Below are 23,108 nucleotides of genomic sequence, written 5' to 3' on the forward strand. Positions count from 1 at the left end.
TCAGAACAACGCGCTGGCCAGCTCGCGCCGTGCCTTGGCGACCCGCTCGTCGGCGGGGTCGAACAACTCAAACAAGCCCACGAGGTGTTCGCGCACCCGATTACGGTCGTCGCCCGCCGTGCGGCGGATGACCGCGATCAGCCTGGCGAAGCCGTCCTCGATCTTGCCCGCGGCCACCTCCGCGTCGGAGGCGGCCAGTTGCGCGTCGAGGTCGTCCGGGTTCGCGTCCGCCTTGGCGATGGACGACGGGTCGGTCTTCGCGGCACGGGCGGCGAACCGCACCTGCACGAGCGCGGCCTTGGCCTGCTCGTTGCCGGGCTCGCTGTCGAGGATTCGCTTGTAGGCGGCCTCCGCCGCGGCGAAGTCACCACGTTCGAAGGCGTCCTCGGCCTCGGTGAACCGCGGGTCCTGCGGCGGCTCGGGCTGCCCCTGCATGGCCGCCCGCACACCGGGCAGCTTGTCGCGCAGGGCCTCCAGCAACTGCGTCAACCACTGCCTGATCTGCGGCTCGGGCAGCGCACCCGAGAACGCGTCCACGGGCTGGCCACCCGCGATGGCGACGACCGTGGGAATCGACTGCACCCCGAACACCTGGGAGATGCGCGGGTTGGCGTCCACATCGACCTTGGCCAGTACCCAGGCACCGCCACTCTCGCCCGCGAGCCGCTCCAGCACCGGGCTGAGCTGCTTGCACGGACCGCACCAGTCGGCCCACAGATCCACGACGACCAACTGCTGCAGCGACCGCTCCAGAACCTCGGCCCGGAAAGTGGCCTCGGTCACGTCTATGACGGACGCGCTCGCCGCCCCGTTCGCCAGGCCGTCGGCACCGGCCTGCTTCGCCTGCCGTGCCGCCGCCTCGGCTCGCGCCTTTACCGCCGACAGGTCGACGGCCCCCGAAAGCGCGGCGGACACGGCGGGTGGGTTGTTTCCTGATCCGCGTGGCTGTGTCACGGTCTCCATCCTGGCATGGACCGTCAGCGCCGTCATCGCTGGCGCAGGGCTCGCCCCACGCCCTCGATCGAGTGATTCAGGAATCCGCGAGACGCTCCTCCACCCGCTTCACCTTCGCCGCCAACTGGCCCGTGTGTCCGGGACGGATGTCGGCCTTGAGCACGAGGCTCACCCTCGGCGCCCCTTCACCGGCGGCCTCCACGGCCCGCTTGACCACGTCCATGACCTCGTCCCACTCGCCCTCGATGTTGGTGAACATCGCGTTGGTCTCGTTGGGCAGACCGGACTCGCGCACCACCCGGACCGCGCGGGCCACCGCCTCACTCACGCCGCCGTCGTCGTCCCCACCCGCCGGACTGACACTGAACGCCACGATCATCGTCGCCTCCTCACCGTCGCTCCCGTCGGCACCGACGGGTTCCACACCTTGTCGTACCCGCCCCCAGCCTGGCCGGGATCGCTGCTAACTTCGACCCCCATGAAAGGTCCGTTGCCGTTCGACCCGATCGCCCGCGCGGCGCAGCTGTGGGAGGAGCGCATCGGGCCCTCCACGACGATGGCCGCCGTCACCGGCCTGATGCGTGTCCAGCAGATCATCCAGTCGGCCGTCGACACGGCGCTCAAGCCGCACGGCCTGACGTTCGCGCGTTTCGAGGCGTTGACGCTGCTGAGTTTCTCCCGGCACTCGCGGCTGCCGATGCGGGTCATGGGAGAACGGCTGCAACTGCACCCGACGAGCGTGACGAACATCGTGGATCGTCTGGAGAAGGACGGCCTGGTCAAGCGCCTACCGCACCCGACCGACCGCCGGACCACGCTCGTCGAGATCACCAAGGAGGGCACGGCGCGGCGGGAAAGGGCCACCAAGGCGGTGACCGACATCGATTTCGGCCTCACCGGACTCACTCAACGGCAGACCGAACAACTCACCGAACTGCTGACGAAAGTGCGTAAGGCCGCGGGCGACTTCACGGACTGACGTCCTTCGTCGCCCACGGCCTCCTGAGGAAGAACGCCGAAGCGCTTCAGGCACCGGCCACCGCGTCACCACCGCGGCGCACGTAGAGACCGGTGCCGCCGTAGCGCAGCTGCTCGGGGCTGTCGAGCTTGCCCCGCCGCAGCGCCCACTTCTCGAACAACCAGGTGAACAGGGGCGGGATCGCGGCCAGCAACGCCGTCACCACGGTGCCGAACTTCCATCCGAGCGGGCGAGCCACGCCCAGCGTCGTGACGACGTAGAGAACGAACAGCACACCGTGCACCATGCCCAGCACCGGGACGCCGCCCTCGCCGAGTTCCACGACGTACTTCAGGAACATGCCGATCAGCAATCCCGTCCACGAAAAGGCTTCGGCGATCGCGACGACACGGAACAAGACGGCAGCCTTGTTCGACAAGGTTCCTCCTCGGATAGCGGACCACCACGCACCGGGCGGTCGCACAGCACTCTCCACGCCCGCCAACCACATTGTCGAACGTCGTGACTTCCAGTGTGAGCCGTGACGTCCGTCACCGGCCTACCGGGGCCTCACCCGTCGCCGACGGCCACGTCACGGCTCCCAGCGGAACACCTTCGCGGCGAGCGCACCGATCACGACGGTGAAGCCGATCAGCACCAGCGCGGGCACCAGCAGCGCCTCCACACCGTGTCCGCGCACCATGACGTCGAGCATCCCCTGGTTCAGATGCCGCATCGGCAGTACCCACGAGACCTGCTGCAGCCAGGCGGGAGCACTCTCGACGGGGAAGAACGCACCGGACAGGAAGGCCATGGGCAAGGTGATCAGGTTGGCCACCGTGCTCGCCGACTCCTCGGTGCGGCACCAGGCCCCGACGAGCATGCCGACGGCGAAGAACGCCAGCGTCCCGAGCAGTAGCAGGGGCAACGCCAGCCACCACTGCCCGGTCAGTTTCAGCCCGAACACGGGCAGCATCGCCACGGACACGAAGAGCACGAACTGGGCGGCCGAGATGCCGAGGGTCACGAGCAACCGCGACGTGAGCACGGTGCTCGGCCGCACGGGCGCGAGCCGCAACCTGCGCAGCACCTGGTTACGACGCCAGTTCACGAGCGTGATGGCCGCCCCGAACACCGCGCCCATCGCCACGGCCCACCCGAGGATGCCGGGCGTCATGTACTGGATGGCTTCGAGGGAGGAATCCTCCACCTGTTCGACGTCGAGGGAGTACGTCGGGGGCTGTCCCGTCGCGGCCACGTTGGCGCGGTTCACCACGCCGTCGACGATGCCGAGCACCACGTTCGCCGTGGTCTGGGCGCTGGCCGCGAACCGCACGCGCACGGCGTCGCCGTCCTGCGTCACGTAGGCGGGCAGGTCCCCGTCCCGGACCTGCTGTTCCGCTTCCTCGGTGGTGTCGACGCGTTGGAGGTCGAGGGCCTCCGTTTGTTCCAGCGCGGTGATGACGGGCCCCTCGCCCACCACCGCGACCGTCACCCGGTCGTCCCCTCCCTTGTACAGCAACCCGAAGATCACCAAGAACATCAGCGGGAACAGGAAGGTGAAGAACAGGGTCGTCTTCTCCCGCGTGATGCCCTTGAACATCGCGACCGACAGCGCGCGGAACGGCGTGGGTGCCGTCGTGTCGCGTCGCGGGGTCGTGTTTTCCCCTCCGGTGGTTCTCACGCTCGGTACTCCCTGCCGGTCAGGTGGAGGAAGACGTCCTCCAGCGTCGCCGTACGCACGGTCAGCCCGTCCACGGTGCCGCGCTCGGCCAGGGCGGCGAGCAGTGGAGCGGGGGTGCGCGTCGTGATCGTCACCGTGACGTCGTCGGTGCTGACGCTGCCGACACCGGGCAGCTCCCGTGCGGCGTCCGGGGAGAGAACCGTGGTGTCGAGGGTGACGTGAGTGGGTGCGTCGAGATCACGCACGAGCCGGGCGGGCGCGTCCATCGCGAGGATCTTTCCGCGGTCCATGATCGCCACCCGGTCGCACAGCACCTCGGCCTCGTCGAGGTAGTGCGTGGTGTACACGATGGTGCTCCCCCGAGCCTTGATCTCCCGGAGCACGTCCCACAGGTTGCGGCGGGCCTGGGGGTCCAACGCGGCCGTGGGCTCGTCGAGGAACACGAGCTCGGGGTCGTGCACGAGGGCGCAGGCGATGGACAGCCGCTGCCGCTGCCCACCCGAGAGCTTCTTCTCCGGGGTGTCGGCCTTGTCGGCGAGACCGACGAGTTCGAGCATCTCGTCCGCCCTGGCGGGTCCGACCCCGTAGAGCGCGGCGAAAGTCGTCAGTTGCTCCCGCGCCGTCAGCCGCTCGAAGAACGACGACGCCTGGAGCTGGACACCGATTCGGGGCAACAACGTCTCGTCGCGGGGCCACGGCGACCGTCCGAGCAGACGGACCGTACCGGAGTCGGGAGCGACCAGTCCCTCCGCGATCTCCAGCGTCGTGGTCTTCCCCGCCCCGTTGGGCCCGAGGATGCCGAAGAACTCACCTTCGACGACCTCGAAAGTCACCCCGTCGACCGCGCGCACGTCACCGTAGTGCTTGCGGATGTCGGACACCGCCAGGGCGACGGGTCTCGCGGGAGTCGTGGAGGAAGCAGACATGGCGCAACCCTATTGATCAAGACTGCTACCGAGATCACCACCACGGTGATTTCGATCCCAATCGTTGCCGACCCGTACCCGGTATGTTCTCCGGCCATGAGTGCACCGCTCGCGCCGATCCGGCTTCCCGCGAACCAACCCACCCAGTTCTACCGGGGAGGCGCGGCCATCGCCGCGCTCCGCTCGGCGTCGTCGGGCGACACCACGGACCTCGCCCGCGAGTTCGGCCCGGAGGACTGGGTGGCGTCCACGACCACGTTGTTCGGCCGCGACACCGAGGGCCTCACCCGGCTGCCCGACGGGCGGTGGCTGCGCGACGCGGTGGAGGCCGACCCGGTCGGCTGGCTGGGCCGCGACCACGTCGAGGCGTTCGGCTCCTCCACCGCCCTGTTGGTGAAGCTGCTCGACGCCGGTCAACGGCTGCCCGTCCACTTCCACCCCGACGACGAGTTCGCCCGTCGACACTTCGACTCGCACTTCGGCAAGACGGAGGCGTGGATCGTCGTGGGAACGCAAGGTCCCTCCCCCACCGTGTACGCGGGCTTCCGCGAAGCACTCGACCCACGCACCGTCGCAGACTGGGTGGCCGACCAGGACGCGCCGTCCATGCTGAACGCGTTGAACGCGGTCCCGGTCGAACCCGGCGACACCGTCCACGTCCCGGCGGGGCTGCCGCACGCGATCGGCGAGGGGGTGTTCGTCGTCGAACTCCAGCAGCCCACCGACTTCTCGCTGACGCTGGAGTGGCGCGACTTCCTCGGTGACGAGGCGAAGGGCCATCTCGGACTCGGCTTCGACACGGCCCTGAAGGCGCTCGACACCTCCGCGTGGGACGAGCAGCGCCTGGCGGGCCTCATCCGCCGCACCGCGACCGTGGACACCGCCGTGGTCGACCTGCTCGTCCCCGGTTCGCGCCCGTTCTTCCGGGCCGACCGGCTACGGCCGACGACCCCGCTCGCCCTCGACCCGTCGTTCACCGTCCTCGTCGTGAGCGGAGGTCACGGCCGGTTGAAGACCGCACGCGGGGACAGCTACGACGTGTCCACGGGCGACACCTGGGTGGTGCCCCACGCGGCGGGCGAACTCGAACTCGACGGCGACGTGACCGTCATCCGCTGCCGTCCGCCCGCCGTGCGGGGCTGACCCCGGCCTCACGCCCGGCCGGGTCATCAGGGAACCGTGTGACGGCCTCCCGCGCCACCGCGGGGACCACCGCCCGGCGAACCCCGGCCACCCCCAGTGCGGCCAGTGCGGTGAGGTCCGGCCCGTCCGGCAACAGGGTCACGTTCCCCAAGCGCCGGGGCGAGTTCTGTGGTGATCGTGCGGATCCTCCCGCATTCCGCACGTGGCTGGGACAGGCCATGTCGGCGCCCGCCGCGAGGTGACGCCGTGCGCGGCGAGCACCTCGGCACCAGCGCGCGTTCGTCCACGGCGCCCTCACCGCTTCCGGGGAAGGAGCCGATCCGCGCGTCGATCACCAGCCGGTCTGCCCGAGCGACGCCGGCAACTCCACCTCGTGGCGGGCACCCGCGCGGTGGTCGGCATCCCCCGCGGGCAACACCGGAGGCCCGCCGGGACGGGTGGCGGTCAGGTCCGGGGCAGGGGCTTACGGCTGGTCACCCCGAGGCGGTTGAAGGCGTTGATCACCGCGGCGGCCCACGCCACCGCCGTGTACTGCTCCTCGGTGAACACCTCCAGCGCCTGCCGGTACACGTCGTCCGGGACGTCCCGTGTGGAGGGCAGAGTCGTCATCGCCTCGGTGAGTGCCAGCGCGGCACGTTCGGCGTCGGTGTAGAGGTCGGTCTCCCGCCAGGCGTCGAGCAGATAGATCCGCCGCTCGTCCTCCCCCAGCTTGCGAGCCTCGCGAGCGTGCATGTCCAGGCAGAACGCGCAGCCGTTGAGCTGGGAAGCCCGGATCTTGACCAGTTCGATCAGCCGTGGGTCCAGACCCGCGTCGGCGGCCGCCTTCTCGACCGTGGTGTGCAGGGCGAGGATGTCCCGATATGCCTGGGGCAGTGCGTTGGCGAGCTGAATGCGTTGACTCACACCAACGAACCTAGCGAGCAAGCGGACCACAGGTATGGTCCAGTTTCGTGGCGAAATCGTGGTCCACTTCAGTTGACGACCTTCATCTCGACTGGGACCCGACCAGCGGCCGGGCGGGGCTCGCCGACGCCCTCCGACGTGCGATCCGGTCCGGCAGACTCCCTCGCGGCACGGCGTTGCCTTCCACGAGGGCACTCGCGGCCGACCTCGGGATCGCCAGAGGCACGGTCACCAGGGTCTACACCGATCTCGCCGACGAGGGCTACGTCCGCACCCGGCAAGGAGCCCCCACGGTGGTCACGGCGGGGGAAGGAGCCGACAGCACTCCCCCGGTGGCCCCACCGCCGGTCGAGCGACCACGGTGGAGCCTGTTCCCCGGACGCCCCGACCTCTCGGCGTTTCCCCGGAACGCGTGGGCGTCCGCGACCCGCAAGGTCCCGGCCCGCTCCCCCGTCTCGGCGTTCGACCTGCCCGATCCCCTCGGCGTCCCCGAGCTGCGGGAGGCGTTGGCCCACCACCTGAGCCGCACCCGCGGCGTGGTGGCCGACCCCGACCGGATCGTCGTCTGCGCCGGGTACTCGCACGGCCTGTCGCTGCTCACCACCGCACTGCGCGCGCAGGGGCTGCCTCGGCTAGCGTTCGAGAACCCGTCGTTGTGGGTGCATCGCGACATCGCCACCGCGGCGGGCCTCGCCGTCACCGGGGTGAACGTCGACGACGACGGCCTTCGAGTGTCGGACCTCACCGACCCGGCCGTGGTCGTCACCCCCGCCCACCAGTACCCGACGGGAGTGACACTGGCACCGCACCGCCGCACCGAACTCGCGCGAGCGGCCCAGCAGGGGCTCCTCGTGATCGAGGACGACTACGACGGGGAGTTCCGTTTCGACCGCGCACCCGTCGGCGCGGTGCAGGCTCTCGCTCCCGAACGCATCGTGTACGCGGGCACGACCAGCAAGACCCTCGCCCCCGGACTGCGGCTGGGGTGGCTCGTACTGCCCCGCTTCCTCGTCCACCAGGTGCGGTCGGTGCTGGAGACCGGAACCAGGGGAGTGGTCGGCGTGCTGGAGCAACTCGTGTTCGCCGAACTGCTGAACTCGGGTGCCTACGGCAGGCACCTCCGCCGGTCCCGGACGAAGTACCGGCACCGGCGGGACCGGATCGTGGCGGCCCTGCCCGAGGGCCTCACGCCCCGTGGCATCTCGGCCGGCCCGCACGTTCTCGTGCCGCTCCCCGAGGACGGCCCCGGCGAGGCCGACGTGCTGCGTGCGGCCCGCCGCAACTCCCTCGAACTGCTCCCGCTGGGACCGCACTGGATCACACGGGCCGGGCAAACCCCGCTCCGGGGCGTGGTCGTGGGATACGCCGCCCCGTCCGACCACGCCTTCGAACCCACCGTGCGAGCGCTCACTCGCACCTTCGCGGACGCGAGTGAGCGCTCCGGCCGTCCGATCAGACCTTGAGCAGCAGCGCGTCGCCCTGGCCGCCGCCACCGCACAGCGCGGCCGCGCCGAGCCCGCCGCCCCGACGCCGCAGCTCGTGGACCAGGTGCACGACCAACCGGGCCCCGGAAGCCCCGATGGGGTGGCCGAGCGCGATGGCGCCGCCGTTGACGTTGACCTTCTCCTCGTCGAGGCCCAGCTTGCGGGCCGAGACCAGGCTCACCGCCGCGAACGCCTCGTTGATCTCCACCAGGTCGAGCGCGTCGACGTCCAGCTTCGCCTTGGCGAGCGCCGCCTTGATGGCGTTGGAGGGCTGCTCGTGGAGGCTGGCGTCGGGACCCGCCACGACACCGTGCGCGCCGATCTCGGCCAGCGGCGTGATACCGAGTTCCTCCGCCTTGGCCCGGCTCGCCACGACGACCGCGGCGGCACCGTCGGAGATCTGCGACGACGACCCCGCCGTGATGGTGCCGTCGGCGGCGAAGGCGGGCCGCAGCCGCGCCAGCCCCTCGACGGTCGTGTCGGCACGCACACCCTCGTCCGCGGAGAACACCACCGGGTCGCCCTTGCGCTGAGGGATCTCGACGGGAACGATCTCGTCGTCGAACACCCCGTTGGCGGCGGCCTTGGCGGCCCGCTGGTGCGAGCGCGCGGAGAAGGCGTCCTGCTCCTCGCGGGTCAGGCCGTAGCGGGCGTTGTACCGCTCGGTGGACTCACCCATCGCCACCTGGTCGAACGCGCAGAACAGGCCGTCGTGGGCCATGTGGTCCACCAGCGTGGTGTTGCCGTACTTGACCCCGGTGCGGGACTTCGGCAGCAGGTGCGGCGCCTGCGACATGGACTCCTGACCACCCGCGACCACGAGGTCGAACTCGCCCGCGCGGATCAGCTGGTCGGCCAGCGCGATGGCGTCGAGGCCCGACAGACACACCTTGTTGATGGTCAGCGCGGGAACCTCCATGGGAATCCCCGCGGCCACGGCGGCCTGACGCGCCGGAATCTGACCGGCACCGGCGGTGAGCACCTGACCCATGATCGTGTACTGCACGGCGTCGGCGGGAACACCGGCCCGCTCCAGGGCCGCCTTGATGGCGATACCACCCAACTGCGCACCGGAGAAGTCCTTCAACGAGCCGAGAAGCCGGCCGATGGGGGTACGGGCGGCACCCAGGATCACGGAACCGGACACAACATGCCTCCTGCGAGTCATCGACGTCGACGCTGCACAGCGCATCAGCGTTGAATCGACGATACCGCCTCCGGCACCGCCCACGGTCGATCGCGATCGACATCACTGCCGTACGGCCACACCGGCTCGCGCGGTTTATCCTCCGGACCATGAGCAAGGCCCTGCAGCCGCTGTCGTCCTTCGTCACCGCTGTCGACCACGTCGGCATCGCCGTGCGCGAGCTCGACGCCGCCATCGCGTTCCACACGGAGCACTTCGGGCTCGAGGTCACCCACGTTGAGGTGAACGAGGACCAAGGCGTCCGCGAGGCAATGCTGCGCGCCCCCGGTGACACCACGGGCGCGGCCGTGCAACTGCTGGCTCCGGCCGACAACGACTCCACCATCGCCAAGTTCCTCGACCGCAACGGCCCAGGTCTGCAACAGCTCGCCTACCGCGTCACCGACGTGGAGGCCGCCGCCGAGGCACTGCGATCGGCGGGCCTTCGCGTGCTGTACCCGCGGGCCCGTCGCGGCACCGCCGGAAGCAAGGTCAACTTCGTGCACCCGAAGGACGCGGGCGGCGTTCTGGTGGAGCTCGTCGAGCCCGCCGCGACGAACACCGACACGCACTGACGAACGAGCTTGCGCGCCCCGTTCGTGCCGACGGCGCGGAGGACGACCGGTGCGTTTTCGCTCCGGAACGAACCGTTTGGGCGGTCCGCTTTCCCGAACCACTCCGTCCTCTCGCTCCATCGGACTCTCCGAAGCGTGCTCGCCGAGCACGCCCGCTAGGGTGGAGACCATGAGCCTTGGCGAGGAACGGGAGCTCGTGCCACTGGGAGCCGGTTTCGACTTCGAGAAGCGCGGTTACAACCGCGCGCAGGTCGACGAGCACTTGGAACGGCTCGACGCCGACATCAAGATGCTCATGTCCGACCGCGACGCGGCCATCTCTCAGGCGGACGACCTGGCGAGGCAGCTGGAGTCCGCTCGCATCGAGATCGACGACCTACGCGGACAGGTCGAGCGACTCGCCCAACCTCCCACGACCATCGAGGGGTTGTCCGAACGACTCCAACGGATGTTGCGCCTCGCCCAGGAGGAGGCGAGCGACACCAAGGCCCGCGCCGAGGCCGAGGCGAGCCACATCAGGGCCAAGGCCGAGTCCGACGCGAGCGCCATGCGGGCTCGCTACGAGCAGTTGCTCACCGAACTGGCCGAGCGACGCAAGCAGATGGAGGCCGAGCACGCCAAGGTGCTCGAAGACGCCCGCGCCGAGGCCGCCCGCATCACCTCCGAGGCCGAGCAGGAACGCGACCGACTCGACCGTGAGGCGCAGCAGCGTCGCGCGCAGATCGAGGAGGACTTCGAGATCGCGATGTCCCAGCGGCGCACCGAGGCGATGCGCGTGCTGGCCGAGCAGGAGGCCGCCAGTAAGGCCGAGGCCGAACGTCGCGTGCGGGAGGCCACCGAGGAAGCCGCGGCCATCCGGGCGCAGGTCGCCGACGAGCGCGCGAAGGCCGAGGCGGAGATCGAACGCAGGCGCCGCGAGTCCATCGAGGACGCCAACCGCCGCAAGCAGGACTCGATCAGCGAAGCCAACGCGCGGGTGGCCGAAGCCACCGACGAGGCCAAGCGTCGGGTCCGCGAGGCCACCGAGGAAGCCAACCGTCGCATCGCGGAGGCCACGGCCAGGGTCGAGGAACTGCGTACCCTGCGCGCCCGGATCGCCGAGCAGGTCAAGGCCGCCAGGGCGATGCTCGCCGAGGCGGAGTCGGCCCTCGGCGCCGCGGAGAGCCAGGGCTCCAACGGCCAGTCGGGCAACGGCAAGCAGACCGGGAACGGCGACAAGCGGACCAATGCCGTCCACAACGACGACGCGTCGGCCCCGACCGTCCGGGTCAAGGCGGTCACGGCACCAAAACCGACTCGCGAGTAGGTAATAGCTGCGTGGCGGTCATCAACCCGCTACTGTTCACCCTCCAGACCCGGTACGACCCCACTGGAGGACCGGATGGCCGCTTACACCACCGTCGTCGTCGGTACCGATGGCTCGGACTCGTCCCTGGCCGCCGTCGAGCGCGCGGCGAAGGTCGCAGCCGACTCCGCTGCCACCCTCGTCATAGCGTGCGCGTACTACCCGGCGGGCAAGGAACGGATTGACAAGGCCCAGGACGTACTCGGTGACGAGGCGTACCAAGTGGTCGGCTCCGCTCCCGCCGAGGAGACACTTCGCACCGCGCGGGAGCGGGCGATAGGAGCCGGAGCCACGTCCGTGAAGACCACGGCCGTGGTCGGCGACCCGGTGAGTTCCCTGCGCAAGGTCGTGAAGGACCACGACGCGGACCTGCTCGTGGTCGGCAATCGGGGACTCAACACCCTCGCGGGCCGCATCCTCGGTTCGGTGCCCTCCGAGGTGGCCCGCAAGTCGGGGGTGGACGTGCTCATCGTCCACACCACCTGAGCGACCGGGCGGACGCGACGACCTTCACCGTGGCCACCGGCGAGCCACCCACGACGGCACCTGCCGCGAGGACTATCGGGCGGCTCGCCGTTCGCGTCGCACGATGACCTTGCGGCCCTTGATGCTGCTGTCCCGCAGCGCCGTGATCACGTCGTCCGCGGCGGCGTCGGGCACGTCCACGAGCGAGAACTTATCGGCAATCTCGATGGCACCGACGTCCTTGCCCCGCAACCGCGACTCGCCCGCAATGGCACCGACGAGATCCTGCGGTCGCACTCCGGCCCTCCGGCCGAGGCTCACGAACAGTCGCGTCATCCCACCGTCGGGGCGTTTCCCGCGCCGGGTGTCCCTGGGGCCGCGGTCCTTGGGGCCGCGCCGCGCCCGGCCCTCGCCCCTCGGACGTAGTTCCACGTCCGGGATCTCGTTCTCGTCGGTGCCGCCCGCGGCCTCGTGGGCGAGTTTGACGGCCGCGAGTGCGATCTCCACGACGTCGAACTCCTCGGTCAGCGGTTCCACCACCGCGCGGTAACCGTCGAGGTCCTCGGCCTTCACCAGCGCCTCGCGCAGCGCGGTACGGGTGAGTTCCAGCCGCCTGGCTCGCAGGTCGGCCACGGTGGGCAGCTTGCGCACCGGAATGGTGTGGCCCGTGACCCGCTCGATCGTCTTGATCATGCGATGTTCGCGCGGCTCCACGAGCGTGATCGCGCTGCCTTCCCGTCCGGCGCGTCCGACCCGCCCAATGCGATGCACGTAGACCTCGGGCGCGCTCGGCACGTCGTAGTTCACGACGTGGGTGAGCTGGTCGATGTCGAGTCCACGCGCGGCGACGTCGGTGGCGACCACGAGATCGGCGGTCCCGGCGCGCAGCCGCCCGACCACGCGGTTGCGCTGGTTCTGATCCATGCCACCGTGCAGGGCCTCCGCGCGATACCCGCGACCGTTCATGGTCTCGGTGAGGCGGTCGACCTCCTCGCGGGTCCGGCAGAACACGACCGTGGCCTCGGGAGCCTCGATGTCGAGAATCCGGCCGAGCGCCGCCGGCTTGTGGCCACGGGGCACGAGGTAGGCCGTCTGCGTGATCGAGGCGGAGTGGCCGTTCGTCGACTCGGCTCGCGACAGTTCGATGCGACGCGGTTCGCGCAGGTATCGCCGCACCATGCCCGCGATGCGCGGCGGCATGGTGGCCGAGAACAGCATCGTCTGCCGGTCGTCGGGGGTTCGGTCCAGGATCGCGTCGATGTCCTCGGCGAACCCCATGTCGAGCATCTCGTCGGCCTCGTCCAGGACCACCATGCGCAGTTTCGACAAATCCAGCGAGCCACGCGATAGGTGGTCGAGCGCCCGGCCGGGCGTGGCCACGACCACGTCGACACCGGACTCCAGACTGCGGAGCTGCCTGCCCATCGGCTGCCCGCCGTACACGGGCACCACCCGGACACCGAGGTGATGGCCGTAGCGGTACATCGCCTCGCACACCTGCGCGGCGAGTTCCCGCGTGGGGACCAGCACCAGGGCACTCGGCTCGGTACCCCGGTCGAGATCGGCGATCCGGTGCAGGACCGGCAGCGAGAACGCCGCCGTCTTGCCGGTGCCGGTGGCGGCCTGCCCGACGACGTCGGCCCCCTCCAGCAACGGCGGGATCGCGGCCCGCTGGATGGGGGTCGGTTCCTCGTAACCGAGGTCCGACAGGGCTTTCAGCAACTCCGGCCGTAGCCCCAGGTCGCCGAAGGCGACCGCCGTGCCGAGATCGGCCGTGTCAATGGCGCCCTCGGGGGCGTCGTGTGATTCCGCCGTGATGGCGACCATGGAAAGCTCCTGCTTCTGGGGGTTGGTCTTCTCGGTGACGCCACAGCCGTGGCACCACCCAGGCAGGGGCGGCGACCCACGGTACTCTTCGAACAGGTGATCGATCACCTCGGCGATGCTCGCTTCGCGCCATCACCACACGGGGACGACGTTCGCGGGGCACCGCGCATTCCCGTACGGGCTCATCGCCCCTCGGGGAGCACCGCGTACTGGCGCACGTACAGGTCGGTGTAGGTGACCGGACCTCGGGGGCCGGGCACCTTGTCCAGGTTGATGCCCGTCTCCGGCACACCCAGCAGCTTGAACCCGTCCAGCAGCCGCGTGGGCGCGTTCCAGAACACCCCGGTGCCCTGGTAGCCGTCGAAGAACGCCTCGGCCGCGGCGGCGTCCTCGGTGGCGATCCCCGCGGCCAGACCGGAGGTCTCCTCGTTGGCGATGCGGACCGCCTCGGCCACTCCGCCGACCCGCGCCACCGTCACCGTGGCCTCCCGGTCCGAGTCGAGGGCCCACTCGTAGCCGAGGGGATGGTCGTACGGCGGCAGCGACGGCGACACACCGAGCTCGGCGAGGGCCGAGGACACGACGGGCCAGATCTCGTCGTACACCGCCTCGTGGATTAGCAGCAGGTTCAGGCGGTTGCACACGCCCAACCGGTCGAGGCTGTGCACGACCAACGAGCGCACCGTGTCGACATCCGCCCGCTCGTCGACGTACAGCACTCCCCCGCCGTCGGCATGGGCGAGGGTTCGCACGCCGTGCTGCGCGGCCGTGAGGGCCAGCGAGCGCGTGCTCTCCCCACTGCCCCGCAGAATCACGAGCGGCACGAGATCGGGCAACTTCACCAGCTCGGCGGCGGCTTCCCGCTCCGGGCGAGGCACGAGCTGGACGACGTGCTCGTCGATGCCGGCCTCGGCGAGCGCGGGACGAATCACCACGTCGAGCAGGCGGGTGGCGGAGCCGAGGGCCGCCGAGCCCGTACGCAGCACCCCCGCGTTGCGGGACTTCACCAACTGCGACGCGACGTCCACGGTCACGTTGGGCCGGGCCTCGTAGTTGGCTCCGATCACGCCGACCGGACGACGCCGTTCCACGAGTCGCAGTCCACCGTCGAGCGTGGACACGGGCACGGAGCGTTCGGGATGGGGAGCTTCCGCCAGCAGGCGGAGCTGGTCGGCCATCCCCGTCAACCGCGCCTCGGTGATGGTCAACCGGTCGAGCAGGCCCGCGCTCATCCCGGACGACTTCGCCGCCGTGACGTCCTGCCGGTTGGCCTCCAGGACCTCGTCACGGTGCGCGAGCAACCGCTCGGCCATCCCCCTCAGGGCGGCGTCGACGGCCTCGTCCGTGGCACCGGCCAGCGACGGAGCCGCGCCCTTCGCCGCCCGAGCGCACTCCTTGACAGCCTTCGCCACTTCGTCCGTCACCGCACCGTCCTCCCGACGACAGCACGCCGTTTCCGGCTACTCACATCGATTTCCTGCCTACGTCAAGTGTGCCGCACCGCCGAATCGGCGCCGGTGCCCGGTCAGGTCTCCTCGGAGGCGAAGAGCTCCGGCGTCACGGCCGGGTCGATCAGCAACATGCCACCCACGATCACGCACGTGGCCGCGAGCACACCGAGCACGAACAGCCAGAGGAGCGCGGGCAGGGACGTCAACCTCGCCAACTGGTCGAGGTCCGAGTCGCGGGCCGCGCCCCTGCGACGTTTCGCCTGGAGCTCGAACAACGGCCGAACACCGCCGAAGAGCAAAAACCACGTGATCAGGTAGACGAAGGCCGCCTGCACTCCCGGGCCGGCAAACAGCGCGATTCCTCCGAGCACCAGCGCGGAGAGCACCACCGAGAAGATCCCGTAGGCGTTGCGCACCATCACCAGCACACCCAGCAGCAACACCGCGGCGATACCCAGTACGGCACTGAGCTTCTCGGCCGAGACCAACCACGCGAACACGAGGCCGAGCACGGCAGGGGCCGGATACCCGGCCAAGGTCGTGAGCACCATGCCCGGTCCGGTGGGCTTGCCCCTCGACACCGTGACGCCGGAGGTGTCCGAATGCAGGGTGATGCCCTGCAGTCTGCGGCCCGCGAGCAACGCGCACAACGCGTGCCCCGCCTCGTGCACGATGGTCACCACGTGGCGCGCGAACCACCACGGCCTGTTCACGACGACGATCGCCAACGCGAGCACGCCGGTGACCACGGCGATCACACTCGCCGCGTCGACATCCAGGCCGAAAGACTCCGCGGCGAGATCGATTCCGGCCACCCCATACACGTCCACCCCGTTCACGAGGTCAGCTCACCACAGCCGTCCGGCCGAGCCGCCGGACCCCACCGTGCTCACGCGCGGGACTCGGCGCGCTACTGTTCGTCGATTGGCACCTCCCGGAAGAAGAACGACGCCCACCCGCGGTACGGCCGCCATCGCTCCGCCGCCGCCAGCACTCCCGCGTCGTCGGTGTCGTAGTACCGCCGTAACGCCGCCACGAGGTGGGACTCGGCCTCCGGGAAGAGATCGGGATGTCCCGCGCCGCGGCCCACCACGAGTTCGGCGGAGGACAGCCCGATGCCGGAGAGCTCCCGCACCCGCTCCACTGCCTCGTCGGCGGGCAGCTCCCGCAGCCGACTCGCATCGAGTTCGCCCACAAGGGCCGCTTCGGCGACAGCCTCCAGCCGACGCCGCTTCACGCCGGACAGCCCGTACGAGGAGTCGAGCCCACGCAGATCCCGGGGAGCCGGAAAACACACCACCTCACGGCCGCCGACACGCAGCGTGCGGCCTCGCCGCTCCGCGATACGACGCACCAAGGCGTCGGTCTGCGTCAAGCGCAGCCGGTGACACACGACGGCCCAGCAGGCCGCCTCGTACGGCGAGCAGAACAGCGCCGGCCGCAGACCCGGTCCGGCCCGCACTCGACGGGCGAGCACCGGATCACCGGCCACCACCATGGGGAACCCGCTGCCGTCCACGTCGAGCGACAGGATCCGGCACACCTGGTCGGCCACCGCCCGCACGTCCTTCGAAGCGGCGGTCACCTCGATGCGCAGACGTCCCGGAGCAGGCAGACCGACGAGCGCGGACACGTAGCGCCACGTGCGTTCCTCGGCGAAGGCGAGCGCCACGGTGTCCGGCGCGGTTCCGCTCGCGACGCCACAGCGAAGGGGCGTCCGCGAGAGATGCTCGGCGTAGTCCGCGAGGTCGACCCCGCCGCGCACCTCGACGTCGACGACGGAGTTCCGACACGAGGATTCCAAGGAAGTCATCGAATTTCCTTTCCAGTAAAGGAAAAAGGCTGAACATTGTGGACTCGGAAGAACTTTCGACCCGACGCCTCCGACGTTACGGCCATCCGAACCGCGGCGGAAGCACGACCGGAAGCGAACGGTTCCACCCGCCCACGAAGTTGCCCCGGTGGAGTGACGGCAAAAAAACATTTGCCCCGACGGCTACGGTGGTCGCATGAGTTGCCACGCGATCTACATCCGGCCGCGGCTGTCCTGACGGCAGCGGCTGCGATCGTGTTGTTCCCACGCGGTTTTCCCCACCGCGTCCTTCGCTGATTCCGGCGTCCCTTCACGCTGCCCGTGACGGGGCAGGCAGTCGCTGCGCCATGAAGTCCTCGCGCGCGTTCTCGCGCATTCCCTCCTTCATGACGGAGTCGACATGTCCCGTAACAGGCGTATCCCACGCCACGGCCTTCGGCCCAACCCCTCCGGAGTCCACTTCCTCGTCGCCGAGGACGTGGTACGCACCTTGGTGCGAACCTGCGAACCCGGCCCGCACGAGCTCGTCGTCGACTTCGGCGCCGGCCCCGGTGTGATGACGGCCGCCGTGGCCCGCACGGGCGCCCGCGTCCTCGCGGTCGAACGCGATCCCGAGTTCGTGGCGACCCTGGAAAGACGTTTCCGCCATACCGACCGGGTCCGCGTGATACACGGCGATCTGCGCACCGTCGCCCTGCCACGCAAGGACTTCCTCGTCGTGTCCAACCCGCCCTACTCGACCTCCACGGCGCTGTTACGTCGCCTCCTCGGCCCCCGTCGTCCCTCCCTGACACGGGCGGCCCTGACCGTGGAGTGGGGGTTCGCCCGACGACTCGTCACGGCGACGTCCGCCTCCCGCGAACTCGCGTGGTGGACCGGACGGTTCGACGTCGAACTCATTCGCCGCGTGCGCCCCGACTGCTTCCGACCACAGCCCACTGTGGACTCCGCGGTGATCGCCATCCGACGGCGACGACTGTCACCGGCCGCCGAGAGACTGCTGATCGACCTGCTCGACGCCGCGAGCCGGGAACCCTCCCGCTCGGCCCGAGCACTGGTGCGCCACACCGGCATCCCGGCCGCGCATCGCCTGCTGTCGCGCTGCGGACTCGAACCCGGCTTTCGTGCGGGAGCCGTCACACCTCGTGTCTGGGCGACGTTCGCCGAGGTCGCGACGGCACGTCGGGAATGACCACCGAGTGCGATATGACAGCATGAAGGGCGGAGTGTGCCAAGGGACACGAACACTGCACGCGTTAGGGTTTGCCGGTGACTGACCGTCTTGTCTGGATCGACTGCGAGATGACGGGCCTTGACCTCGCCAAGGACGCCCTCATCGAGATCGCCGTGCTCGTCACGGACGCGGAGCTGAACGTCCTCGGCGAGGGCGTGGACCTCGTCATCCACGCCGACGACGAAGCACTGGCGAACATGCCCGACGTCGTTCGCGACATGCATGCGCGCTCGGGGCTCACCGAGGAGGTCCGGCGTTCGACCATGACGCTGGAGGAGGCCGAGCGGCGAGCCCTCGCCTACATCCGCGAGTACGTCCCCGACCCGCAGACCGCTCCCCTGGCCGGTAACTCAATCGCCACCGACCGTGGGTTCATCGCGAGGGACATGCCGGCCCTGGACGCCCACCTGCATTACCGCATGGTGGACGTGTCCTCGATCAAGGAGCTGGTGCGCCGCTGGTACCCGCGCGTCTACTACGCCAAGCCGGAGAAGGGCCTCGCGCACCGGGCTCTGGCCGACATCAAGGAGTCGATCGGGGAGCTGAAGTACTACCGGCGGACGGCCTTCGTGCCGCTGCCGGGACCGAGCAGCGAGGAGGCCCGTGCCGCCGCCGAGGAGGTGCTCCGTAGCAACGAGGGGTGACCCCGTGTGGCGGCCCGGCGCGGGCACGCTATGATGATCGGGCCGAGGTGCTCAAGGCACCTCACACGGTGGGTGTAGCTCAGCTGGTAGAGCACCTGGTTGTGGTCCAGGGGGCCGCGGGTTCAAGTCCCGTCACTCACCCCAAGAAAACCGCAGGTCAGGGACGCGGAGATCGGGGAACATCCCCTCAAGCCCCGAAAACGGGCTAATCTCCGCGTCCATGACCCGGTGATCCCCCTTTCATTCATCCCCTCCAACGTCAGCATGGCATCTCAGGCGAACATGGGGTTCTGCATCGAGCCCGAATCAGCTCTGCCGTTCCAGTTCGGGAAGAACCAGAAGTACTAGGGGGAAGATCGAAGTCGTCGCGCCCCGAGTCGTCGGGCACGCTGATCCTCGACCACTTAGGTGAACGCCGCTGGGAATGGACCTACCCCACCGAGTGAGCGCGCGTGCCCACTGTTCGCGGCTTGCCCGACCCCAAGTCCGACCCGCCGGGCCCACCCGTTCCCACCTGGCCATTTCGCCCTGCGGGGTGGTTTCGTCGTCGCCATCGCGTACGGCACCGTCGTGAGAGCAGGATCGCATCGGAGGCCGTGGGAAACAGTAGGACGCCCTACTAAACTCGCCGGTAACGCGAGACCAGCAGGAAGGATAGTCATGGGTGACATCACGCGGGTCGGCGTGATCGGTGCGGGCCTGATGGGCTCGGGCATCGCTGAGGTGACGGCAAGAGCGGGTCTCGACGTGGTCGTCGTCGAGGCCGACGCCGCCGCGGCCGAAGCGGGCCGGGGACGAATCGAAAAGTCCCTCGGCCGGGGCGTCGACAAGGGCAAGCTGTCCGCGGAGGAACGGGACGCCGCACTCGCCCGGCTGACGTTCTCCACGGACCTGGAAGCCTGCGCCGACCGGCAACTGGTGATCGAGGCCGTCGCCGAGAACGAGGCCCTCAAGCTCGACGTGTTCGGCAGGCTCGACAAGATCACCGAACCCGAGGCTATCTTGGCGTCCAACACGTCGTCGCTGCCGATCACGCGGCTGGCGATGGCGACCGAACACCCCGAGCGCGTCCTCGGACTGCACTTCTTCAACCCCGTTCCGGTGCAGAAGCTCGTCGAGTTGATCCCGAGCCTGCTCACCGGGGACGACGTCGCCGAGAAGGCGTCCGCGTTCGCCTCCGAGGTGCTGGGCAAGACCGTGGTCAAGGCACCGGACCGCGCCGGCTTCGTGGTCAACGCGCTGCTCATCCCCTATCTGTTGTCGGCTATCCGCATGGTGGAGGCCGGGCACGCGACTCCCGAGGACATCGACAACGGCATGGTGCTCGGATGCGCCCACCCGATGGGTCCGCTGCGTCTGGCCGACCTCGTCGGGCTCGACACCACCAAGGCCGTCGCCGAGTCGATGTACGAGGAGTACAAGGAACCCCTCTACGCCCCGCCGCCGCTGCTGCAACGCATGGTCGAGGCCGGGCTCTACGGCCGGAAATCGGGTCGTGGCTTCTACGACTACACACGGGGAGAGTGAAGATGTACCAGTTGCCGGAGGAACACGAGGAACTCCGCGCCGCCGTCCGGGCTCTGGCGGAGAAGGAGATCGCCCCGTACGCGGCGGAGGTCGACGAGCAGGAGCGCTACCCGGTGGAGGCCGCGCGTGCGTTGACCGAGGCCGGGTTCAACGCCGTGCACATTCCCGAGCAGTACTCGGGCCAGGGCGCGGACGCCGTGGCGGCCTGCATCGTCATCGAGGAGGTCGCGCGGGTCGACGCCTCGGCGTCGCTCATCCCCGCCGTGAACAAGCTCGGTACGCAGCCGATCCTGCTCTCGGCGTCAGAGGAGCTGAAGAAGCTGGTCCTGCCGTCCATCGCCACCGGTGAGGCGTCGGCGTCGTACGCGTTGTCCGAACGCGAGGCGGGCTCCGACACCGCGTCGATGCGCACGCGGGCACACCTCGACGGCGACCACTGGGTGCTCAACGGCACCAAGTGCTGGATCACCAACGCCGGCGAGTCGACCTGGTACACGGTCATGGCCGTCACCGACCCGAACGCGGAGAAGAAGGCCCACGGCATCTCGGCGTTCGTGGTCCACAAGGACGACCCCGGCTTCTCGGTGGGGCCGAAGGAGCGCAAGCTCGGCATCAAGGGCTCTCCCACCCGCGAGATCTACTTCGAGAACTGCACGATCCCGGAGAACCGCATCATCGGTGAGCCGGGCACGGGCCTGAAGACAGCTCTGGCGACGCTCGACCACACCCGCCCCACCATCGGCGCGCAGGCGCTGGGCATCGCCCAGGGTGCTCTCGACGCCGCCGTGGAATACGTCAAGGAGCGCAAGCAGTTCGGGCAGTCCATCAGCCAGTTCCAGGGCGTGCAGTTCATGCTCGCCGACATGGCGATGAAGATCGAGGCGGCCCGGCACCTGGTGTACACGTCGGCGGCGGCCACCGAGCGGGGTGACGCGCGGGCGACCTTCCTCGCCAGCGCGGCCAAGGCCTACGCCTCGGACGTGGCCATGGAGGTCACCACCGACGCCGTGCAGTTGTTCGGCGGCGCGGGCTACACCCGCGACTTCCCCGTGGAACGCATGATGCGTGACGCCAAGATCACGCAGATCTACGAGGGCACCAACCAGATCCAGCGCATGGTGATGGCCCGGCAGCTGCTGAAGAAGTGACCCGTCGGTCGTGGCGGATTTCCGGCTTCGGGAAATCCGCCACGACCAGGTCTCTTCGAAAGCTACCGGCCGCCCCTACCGGATCGGTACGTCCCGCACGCGACGAACCCCGGCGGCCAACAGCCCCGCGATCAGCCCCCACAGCGCGTTCACCCCCAGGACCCCGACGATGGCCGCCGGGTGGGCCAGGGGACCTTGGAGTTCCCCGTCGAGGATCGGGGAGAGAATCGCGCTGACGACGATGGTCAGGACTCCGTAGGTGAGCCCGGCGAACACCAGCGTGAGTACCGGTTCGGGAACACGGGTGAACCCCACCGCCGCGATCCAGATCAGCGTGATCACCACGGTCGCCAGGATCGGCGTCAGCGGTTTACCGAGATCGTCGGCGACACCGGTGATATTCAGGACCGGACGGACGAGCCCGAACGCGCCCAGGCCGACCACGACAGGCCATTTCACACTCCTGACACCACTCATCCGTCGATCGTCGCCGCGCGACCACGGACCACGCATCAGGGCGTGTCCCCGAAACTCCCCGGAGATCGCTCCCGGAGGGGCCCCGACCTCCCCTAGCTCTGCCACTCCTCCCACGACAGCTGCCACACGCTCCAGCCGTCCTCGGGCTCCAGCTTCGGTCCGCCGCTGCGCTTGACCGTGAAGACGTCCCCGCGCTTCGACTTGTCCATCAACCACGCCGCGTTCTCCGTGGAGAGATTGATGCACCCGTGGCTGACGTTGGCGTTGCCCTGGTCGGCGACCGACCACGGAGCGGAGTGGTAGAAGATGCCGCTGTTGGACAGTCGCGCCGCGTACTCGACGTACAGGCGGTAGCCGGCCGCGCTGTCCACCGGGACACCGTAGGTGCTGGAGTCCATGGTGTAGCCGTTGTGCTCACTCATGACGGTGTAGGTGCCCTCCGGCGTCGGGCTGCTCGGCTTGCCCATCGAGATGGGCATGGTCTTCACGGTCTTGTCGTTGACCGACACCGTCATCGTGTGCTTCTGCCCGTCGGCCACCGCCACCAACTTGTCACCCACCGTGAAGTCCACGGCCTTGTCCTCGGCCCCGTAGATGCCGTCGCCGAAATCCCGCCCGTAGATCCTCGCGTCGACCGTGACCTCCGTGCCGGGTTCCCAGTACTCCTTCGGCCGCCAGATCACCCTGGTGTCACCGAACCAGCGGAAGTCGCCCTCCGTCTCCGGCTCGGCCTTGATGTTCAACGCCTTCTCGGCGGCGTCCCGGTCGGGCACCGGGCCGGTGAAGTCGAAGATGATCGGCATACCGACGCCGACGGTCTCGTCGTCCCACACGTTGATCGACACGGCGACGGTGCCGGCCGGAGTGGCGGTGGTGAACGTGGACTCCTCCGTCACCGTCTTGCCGTCCTCCCCCTTCGCCTCGACGGTGAGGGTGTAGGTCTTGCCGTAGCCGAGGGGCTCGGCGGTCGTCCAGAGCGTGCCCTCCTCCCGCAGGTCGTCCTTGACGTGGGTGCCGTGCTTGCCGATCAGCGAGGCTTTCGTGATGGTGCCGTGTTCCGCGCTCACCGTGATGGGTTTGCCGGGTTCGACGCCCTCGTCCCCGTCGGACACCGAGAGCGCGAGCAACACCGGCTTGGGAGCCTCGGTGGAGGTCGCCTCGGGCGGCGTGGGCGATTGCTCGCCCTCCGAGGGCGACGCGCATCCCGCCACGACGGTCGCCGCCAGCAGGAGCGAGATCCACCTGCCGCCCGTCCGTGCCGAGAGACCACGCGTTCGCGTCACACCTACCACCCATTTCCGTTACCGCATAACTCGAACGTGTGGCGAGTGTGCCGCACCCGTCGCGGAGCGTGGGCAGTACTT

The 23,108-nt window shown here is 69.4% G+C and carries 23 protein-coding genes and 1 tRNA gene; 11 read left to right on the plus strand and 13 right to left on the minus strand.

The annotated features are described in order from the left end of the window. Both SACGLDRAFT_RS15665 and SACGLDRAFT_RS15670 read right to left on the minus strand, forming a co-directional pair. Positions 1–963, minus strand: a complete 963-nt coding sequence (locus SACGLDRAFT_RS15665; RefSeq protein ID WP_232283979.1) for a tetratricopeptide repeat protein — start codon at positions 961–963, stop codon at positions 1–3. A gap of 67 nt (positions 964–1,030) precedes the next feature. After that, a complete protein-coding gene (locus SACGLDRAFT_RS15670; protein WP_005465818.1) occupies positions 1,031–1,333 on the minus strand; it encodes an MTH1187 family thiamine-binding protein in 303 nt (100 codons plus the stop codon). A gap of 99 nt (positions 1,334–1,432) precedes the next feature. On the opposite strand from SACGLDRAFT_RS15670, the gene SACGLDRAFT_RS15675 reads away from it, so the two are divergent. Then, positions 1,433–1,933: a MarR family winged helix-turn-helix transcriptional regulator gene (locus SACGLDRAFT_RS15675; protein WP_005465819.1), complete on the plus strand. Its 501-nt coding sequence runs from the start codon at positions 1,433–1,435 to the stop codon at positions 1,931–1,933. Between the two features lie 46 nt (positions 1,934–1,979). Here the strand turns inward: SACGLDRAFT_RS15675 and SACGLDRAFT_RS15680 are convergent, their stop codons facing one another. The 3 genes from SACGLDRAFT_RS15680 to SACGLDRAFT_RS15690 all read right to left on the minus strand — a co-directional run bounded on the left by SACGLDRAFT_RS15680 (position 1,980) and on the right by SACGLDRAFT_RS15690 (position 4,522). Then, entirely contained in the window at positions 1,980–2,351 is a 372-nt protein-coding gene (locus tag SACGLDRAFT_RS15680; RefSeq protein WP_005465820.1) for a DUF3817 domain-containing protein, read from the minus strand. 153 nt (positions 2,352–2,504) lie between these two features. Beyond that, on the minus strand, positions 2,505–3,596 hold the full coding sequence (locus tag SACGLDRAFT_RS15685; protein ID WP_005465821.1) for an ABC transporter permease: 1,092 nt from the start codon (positions 3,594–3,596) through the stop codon (positions 2,505–2,507). Beyond that, a complete protein-coding gene (locus SACGLDRAFT_RS15690; protein WP_005465822.1) occupies positions 3,593–4,522 on the minus strand; it encodes an ABC transporter ATP-binding protein in 930 nt (309 codons plus the stop codon). The genes SACGLDRAFT_RS15685 and SACGLDRAFT_RS15690 overlap by 4 nt, the downstream gene beginning before the upstream one ends. A gap of 96 nt (positions 4,523–4,618) precedes the next feature. Here SACGLDRAFT_RS15690 and SACGLDRAFT_RS15695 point away from each other — a divergent pair, with 96 nt between their 5' ends. Continuing rightward, complete coding sequence (locus SACGLDRAFT_RS15695) at positions 4,619–5,665, plus strand: class I mannose-6-phosphate isomerase (RefSeq protein ID WP_005465823.1); 1,047 nt, start codon at positions 4,619–4,621, stop codon at positions 5,663–5,665. 444 nt (positions 5,666–6,109) lie between these two features. Here SACGLDRAFT_RS15695 and SACGLDRAFT_RS15700 read toward each other — a convergent pair whose 3' ends face one another. Next, positions 6,110–6,598, minus strand: a complete 489-nt coding sequence (locus SACGLDRAFT_RS15700; protein ID WP_005465825.1) for a carboxymuconolactone decarboxylase family protein — start codon at positions 6,596–6,598, stop codon at positions 6,110–6,112. Between the two features lie 17 nt (positions 6,599–6,615). Between SACGLDRAFT_RS15700 and pdxR the strand changes: the two genes are divergently transcribed. Beyond that, on the plus strand, positions 6,616–8,031 hold the full coding sequence (pdxR, locus tag SACGLDRAFT_RS15705; RefSeq protein WP_005465826.1) for a MocR-like pyridoxine biosynthesis transcription factor PdxR: 1,416 nt from the start codon (positions 6,616–6,618) through the stop codon (positions 8,029–8,031). On the opposite strand, the gene SACGLDRAFT_RS15710 is transcribed toward pdxR, so the two are convergent. Next, positions 8,021–9,199, minus strand: a complete 1,179-nt coding sequence (locus SACGLDRAFT_RS15710; protein WP_005465827.1) for an acetyl-CoA C-acetyltransferase — start codon at positions 9,197–9,199, stop codon at positions 8,021–8,023. The two genes, pdxR and SACGLDRAFT_RS15710, sit on opposite strands and share 11 nt — an antisense overlap. A gap of 149 nt (positions 9,200–9,348) precedes the next feature. Here SACGLDRAFT_RS15710 and mce point away from each other — a divergent pair, with 149 nt between their 5' ends. From mce to SACGLDRAFT_RS15725, 3 genes are all read left to right on the plus strand, one after another. After that, on the plus strand, positions 9,349–9,813 hold the full coding sequence (mce, locus tag SACGLDRAFT_RS15715; RefSeq protein ID WP_005465828.1) for a methylmalonyl-CoA epimerase: 465 nt from the start codon (positions 9,349–9,351) through the stop codon (positions 9,811–9,813). A gap of 169 nt (positions 9,814–9,982) precedes the next feature. Continuing rightward, positions 9,983–11,119, plus strand: a complete 1,137-nt coding sequence (locus SACGLDRAFT_RS15720) for a coiled-coil domain-containing protein (RefSeq protein WP_040920057.1) — start codon at positions 9,983–9,985, stop codon at positions 11,117–11,119. A 75-nt stretch (positions 11,120–11,194) separates the two neighbouring features. Further along, positions 11,195–11,644: a universal stress protein gene (locus SACGLDRAFT_RS15725; protein ID WP_005465831.1), complete on the plus strand. Its 450-nt coding sequence runs from the start codon at positions 11,195–11,197 to the stop codon at positions 11,642–11,644. A 72-nt stretch (positions 11,645–11,716) separates the two neighbouring features. Here the strand turns inward: SACGLDRAFT_RS15725 and SACGLDRAFT_RS15730 are convergent, their stop codons facing one another. The 4 genes from SACGLDRAFT_RS15730 to SACGLDRAFT_RS15745 all read right to left on the minus strand — a co-directional run bounded on the left by SACGLDRAFT_RS15730 (position 11,717) and on the right by SACGLDRAFT_RS15745 (position 16,714). Next, on the minus strand, positions 11,717–13,450 hold the full coding sequence (locus tag SACGLDRAFT_RS15730) for a DEAD/DEAH box helicase (protein WP_005465832.1): 1,734 nt from the start codon (positions 13,448–13,450) through the stop codon (positions 11,717–11,719). Between the two features lie 182 nt (positions 13,451–13,632). Beyond that, positions 13,633–14,874, minus strand: coding sequence for an aldehyde dehydrogenase family protein (locus tag SACGLDRAFT_RS15735; RefSeq protein ID WP_005465833.1), 1,242 nt, complete (start codon positions 14,872–14,874; stop codon positions 13,633–13,635). 101 nt (positions 14,875–14,975) lie between these two features. Then, the gene (locus SACGLDRAFT_RS15740; protein ID WP_005465834.1) at positions 14,976–15,740 is read right to left on the minus strand and encodes a M50 family metallopeptidase; all 765 of its coding nucleotides are present in this window, start codon (positions 15,738–15,740) and stop codon (positions 14,976–14,978) included. A 71-nt stretch (positions 15,741–15,811) separates the two neighbouring features. Continuing rightward, a complete protein-coding gene (locus SACGLDRAFT_RS15745) occupies positions 15,812–16,714 on the minus strand; it encodes a DNA-3-methyladenine glycosylase family protein (RefSeq protein ID WP_005465835.1) in 903 nt (300 codons plus the stop codon). A 400-nt stretch (positions 16,715–17,114) separates the two neighbouring features. Between SACGLDRAFT_RS15745 and SACGLDRAFT_RS15750 the strand changes: the two genes are divergently transcribed. From SACGLDRAFT_RS15750 to SACGLDRAFT_RS15770, 5 genes are all read left to right on the plus strand, one after another. Beyond that, complete coding sequence (locus SACGLDRAFT_RS15750; protein ID WP_005465836.1) at positions 17,115–17,906, plus strand: ribosomal RNA small subunit methyltransferase A; 792 nt, start codon at positions 17,115–17,117, stop codon at positions 17,904–17,906. A 77-nt stretch (positions 17,907–17,983) separates the two neighbouring features. Then, positions 17,984–18,592 (plus strand): oligoribonuclease, encoded by a 609-nt coding sequence (gene orn, locus SACGLDRAFT_RS15755; protein ID WP_005465838.1) that lies wholly within the window; start codon positions 17,984–17,986, stop codon positions 18,590–18,592. A 68-nt stretch (positions 18,593–18,660) separates the two neighbouring features. After that, positions 18,661–18,736 (plus strand) — tRNA-His (locus tag SACGLDRAFT_RS15760). 516 nt (positions 18,737–19,252) lie between these two features. Then, a complete protein-coding gene (locus SACGLDRAFT_RS15765) occupies positions 19,253–20,119 on the plus strand; it encodes a 3-hydroxybutyryl-CoA dehydrogenase (protein ID WP_005465839.1) in 867 nt (288 codons plus the stop codon). 2 nt (positions 20,120–20,121) lie between these two features. Then, the gene (locus SACGLDRAFT_RS15770; protein WP_005465841.1) at positions 20,122–21,267 is read left to right on the plus strand and encodes an acyl-CoA dehydrogenase family protein; all 1,146 of its coding nucleotides are present in this window, start codon (positions 20,122–20,124) and stop codon (positions 21,265–21,267) included. Between the two features lie 75 nt (positions 21,268–21,342). On the opposite strand, the gene SACGLDRAFT_RS15775 is transcribed toward SACGLDRAFT_RS15770, so the two are convergent. Both SACGLDRAFT_RS15775 and SACGLDRAFT_RS15780 read right to left on the minus strand, forming a co-directional pair. Beyond that, a complete protein-coding gene (locus SACGLDRAFT_RS15775; protein WP_232283980.1) occupies positions 21,343–21,726 on the minus strand; it encodes a hypothetical protein in 384 nt (127 codons plus the stop codon). A gap of 110 nt (positions 21,727–21,836) precedes the next feature. Continuing rightward, the gene (locus SACGLDRAFT_RS15780) at positions 21,837–23,036 is read right to left on the minus strand and encodes a L,D-transpeptidase (protein WP_005465843.1); all 1,200 of its coding nucleotides are present in this window, start codon (positions 23,034–23,036) and stop codon (positions 21,837–21,839) included. Positions 23,037–23,108: the final 72 nt, after the last annotated feature.

This window comes from Saccharomonospora glauca K62, from assembly GCF_000243395.2.
GTDB classification, from domain to species: Bacteria; Actinomycetota; Actinomycetes; order Mycobacteriales; family Pseudonocardiaceae; genus Saccharomonospora; species Saccharomonospora glauca.